The 4,341-nt window shown below is 75.2% G+C and carries 1 protein-coding gene; it reads left to right on the top strand.

What is annotated here, in order from left to right; genetic code table 11:
* A partial coding sequence (locus ACFXDE_RS43670; RefSeq protein WP_380499772.1) for a type I polyketide synthase occupies window positions 1-4,341 on the top strand: 4,341 nt, incomplete at both ends.

Raw genomic sequence — 4,341 nt, 5'->3', positions numbered from 1 at the left:
AAAACCACACCCTCACCACCGCCCACGCCCACCTCCACACCCACGGACACACCACCCCCACCCCCACCGGAAACCCCACACCCCTCCCCACCTACCCCTTCCAACACCAGACCTACTGGCTCAACCCCAGCACCAGGCCCGCTCTCAACGCCTCCGGCCATCCGCTCCTCGAGTCCACCGTCGAACTGGCCGACACCCAGGCCGTGCTCCACACCGGCAGCCTCTCCCTCGCCACCCACCCCTGGCTCGCCGACCACGCCATCCTCGGCACGGTCCTGCTCCCGGCCGCCGCGCTGGTCGAGCTCGTGCTGCACGCCGGCGCGCCGTCGGACAGCCCCCGGCTGGCCGAACTGGCCCTGGAGAACCCGCTGGTGGTGCCCGCCGAGGGCACGGTCCGGTTCCAGGTCGCGGTGGCCGCGCCGGACGAGTCCGGCCGGCGCGCGGTGGTCGTCCACTCGCGCCGGAGTGCCGACGACGACTGGCTGCGCAACGCCTCCGGCCTGCTCGCCCCCGAAGAGCCGACGACGGATGCCGAGGACGACGGTGCCTGGCCGGGCGAAGGGGCCGCGGGCATCGAGGTGGACACCTTCTACGAGGACCTCGCCGAACGCGGCTACGCCTACGGCGAGTCGTTCCGCGGCCTGCGCGCGGCCTGGCGCGCCGGGGACGAGGTCCTCGCCGAGGTCGCGCTGCCCGTCGACGGCGAGCCGGCCGCCGGCCGTGGTTTCGACCTCCACCCCGCCCTGCTCGACGCCGCGTTGCACGCCGTCGCGCTGCTCTCCGGCCAGGACGAGGTGGTCGTCCCGTTCAGCTGGTCGGACGTCGTCCTGCACGCCGCCGGCGCGACCGAGCTGCGGGTCCGGGTCGCGCCCAACGGCGACGGCTCCGTGCGGCTCGCCCTGACGGACCCGACCGGCGCCCCGGTGCTGACGGTGCGCTCGCTCGGCCTGCGGCCCGTCTCCGCGGACCAGCTCGCCGCGCTGGGCAAGGCGGCCGGAACGCCGCTCTACCGGCTCGTGTGGAGCGAGTCGCCGGCCCTGCCGGAGCGGGCGGTCGGCGACTGCGCGGTGCTCGGCGACCCGGCCGCGGCCGGGTTCGGCCCGCTGGTGCCCGAGTCGATCCCCGTCCACGCGGACCTGGCAGCGCTGCTCGCGGCCGATCGGCTGCCCGAACTCGTCATCGCCCCGGTCGGGACGGCCGGGGACGATGCGGCGGCGGCAGCCCACACGGTGGCCCGGCAGGTACTGCTCCTGCTTCAGCAGTGGCTGGCCGACGAGCGGTGCGCGGACTCGCGCCTGGCGGTGGTGACCGCGGGCGCGTCCGGTGCCTCCCCCGATCCGGCCGCGGCCGCCGTCTGGGGCCTGGTGCGGTCGGCCCAGAACGAACACCCGGACAGGTTCGCCCTGGTGGACGTCGGCGGTGAACTGCCTTCCTGGTCCTCGGTGGTGTCCGCGCTGGCCGGACCGGCCGACGGCGACGAGCTCCAACTCGCCTTCCGGGACGGCGTCCTGTTCCGGCAGTCGCTCGCCAAGGTGACCGGCGCGCCCGAGTCCGGCGCGGTGGTGTTCCCCGCCGACGGCACCGTGCTGCTCACCGGCGCCACCGGCTCGCTGGGTGCGGTGTTCGCCCGCCACCTGGTGGCCGGGCACGGCGTGCGCAACCTGCTCCTGGTCAGCCGCCGCGGCGCCGAGGCTCCCGGTGCGACCGAGCTGGCGGACGAACTCCGGGAGCTGGGCGCCACGGTGAGCTTCGGCTCGTGCGACACGGCCGATCGTGCGGCAGTGGCCGCCCTGCTCGCCTCGATCCCCGCGGACCGGCCGCTGACGGCGGTCGTCCACGCCGCCGGTGCCCTGGACGACGGCGTGCTCACCGCCCTGGACCCGGACCGGCTCGCCGCGGTGCTGCGGCCCAAGGTCGACGCGGCCTGGCACCTGCACGAGCTCACCCGGCACCTCGACCTCCAAGCCTTCGTGCTGTTCTCCTCCCTGGCCGGCACGGTCGGCGGCCCCGGTCAGGCCAACTACGCGGCCGCCAACGCCTTCCTCGACGCGCTCGCCGAACGCCGCCGGGCCGAGGGGCTCCCCGCCACCTCCCTGGCCTGGGGACTCTGGGAGCAGAGCTCCGGCATGGCCGGGGAGCTGGGCGGCTCGGACCGGGCCCGGATGTCCCGGACCGGCATCCTGCCGCTGACCGACGGGCAGGGGTGCGAGCTGTTCGACGCGGCTCTCGGCTCGCCGCACGCCGTCCTGGTGCCGGCCGCACTGGACCTCGGCGTCCTGCGGGCCCAGGGCGAGGCCCTGCCCGCGGTGTTCCGCGGCCTGGTCCACGGCACCGGCCGCCGGGCGGCCACCACCCGCGGGGCCGGGTTCGGCCGACGGCTGGCCCGGCTGTCGGAGCAGGAGCAGCAGCAGCTGGTCCTCGACCTGGTCCGGGCCCAGTGCGCAACCGTCCTGGGGCACCGCGGCGTTGACGGGATCGACGTCCACCGCCCGTTCAAGGAGCTCGGGTTCGACTCCCTGATGGGCGTCGAACTGCGCAACCGGCTGAACGCGGCGACGGGCCTGCGGCTGCCGGCGACGCTCGTCTTCGACCACCCCGCGCCGCTCGCCCTGGCCGACTTCGTCCGCAGCGAGCTGGTCGGCCGGCAGCCGGCCGCGCTCCCGGCCGCCGTCCCGGCCGCGCCGGCCGAGGACGACCCGATCGTGCTGGTGAGCATGGCCTGCCGCTACCCGGGCGGGGTGCGGACGCCGGAGGACCTGTGGTCCCTGGCGGCCGAAGGAACCGACGCCGTCGGGGAGTTCCCGCAGGACCGGGGCTGGAACCTGGACGGCCTCTACGACCCCGACCCCGAGCACACCGGCACGTCCTACACCCGGTACGGCGGATTCGTCTACGACGCCGCCGAGTTCGACCCGGAGTTCTTCGGGATCAGCCCCCGCGAGGCGCTGGCGATCGACCCGCAGCAGCGCCTGCTGCTGGAGACCGCCTGGGAGGCCTTCGAGCGCGCCGGGATCGAGCCCGGTTCGCTGCACGGCAGCCGCACCGGCGTCTTCGCCGGCGTGATGTACGACGACTACGGTGCTCGCCTGACCCCGGCGCCGGAGGGATTCGAGGGCTACGTCGGCACGGGCAGCTCGGGGAGCATCGCGTCCGGGCGGATCTCCTACACCTTCGGCCTGGAGGGCCCGGCGGTCACCGTCGACACGGCGTGCTCCTCCTCCCTGGTGGCCATGCACCTGGCCGCCCAGTCGCTGCGCAACGGGGAATGCGACCTCGCCCTCGCCGGCGGCGTCACCGTGCTCGCCTCGCCCGCCCTCTTCGTGGAGTTCAGCCGCCAGCGGGGCCTGGCCCCCGACGGACGCTGCAAGGCCTTCGCGGCGGCGGCGGACGGCACCGGCTGGGGCGAGGGCGTCGGCCTGCTGCTCCTGGAGCGGCGCTCCGACGCCGAGCGCAACGGGCACCCCGTGCTCGCCGTCCTGCGCGGCACCGCCGTCAACCAGGACGGTGCCAGCAACGGTCTCACCGCCCCCAACGGTCCGGCCCAGCAGCGGGTGATCCGCCAGGCCCTCGCCAACGCGCGGCTGACGGCGGGCGAGGTCGACGCGGTGGAGGCCCACGGCACCGGCACCAGCCTCGGCGACCCGATCGAGGCCCAGGCCCTCCTCGCGACCTACGGCCAGGACCGGGAGCGGCCGCTCTACCTGGGCTCGATCAAGTCCAACATCGGGCACACCCAGGCCGCGGCCGGTGTGGCCGGCGTCATCAAGATGGTCGAGGCCATGCGCCACGGCGTCCTGCCCAAGACCCTGCACGTCGACGAGCCCTCGCCGCACGTCGACTGGAGTGCGGGCGCCGTCGAGCTCCTGACCGATCGTCAGTCCTGGCCGGAGGCCGACCGCCCCCGCCGGGCCGCCGTCTCCTCCTTCGGCATCAGCGGCACCAACGCCCACGTCATCCTGGAGCACGTCGAGCCGACCGTCCGTCAAGCTCCCGAGATCACCGAGGAGTTGCCGTTCGTCCTCTCGGCGCGGACCACGTCCGCACTGCGGGACCAGGCCCGGCTCCTTGCGGCCCATCTGACCGAGCACCCGGACGCCCCGCTCGCGGACGTCGCCGGCACCCTGGCGGAGCGCACCGCCTTCGCCGAGCGGGCCGCGGTCGTCACGGGCTCCCGCGAGGAGCTGACCGCCGCGCTGCACGACCTCGCGGCGGAGCGGCCGCACCCGAAGCTGGTGACCAACGCGGTGGCTGCGGGTGGGAAGACGGTGTTCGTGTTCCCCGGCCAGGGCAGCCAGTGGACCGGCATGGCCACCGACCTCCTCGCCACCGAACCCGCCTTCG

The sequence above is a fragment of the Kitasatospora sp. NPDC059408 genome, assembly GCF_042751525.1.
In the GTDB taxonomy this organism is placed as follows: Bacteria; Actinomycetota; Actinomycetes; order Streptomycetales; family Streptomycetaceae; genus Kitasatospora.
This window is presented reverse-complemented; position numbering and strand designations above follow the sequence as displayed.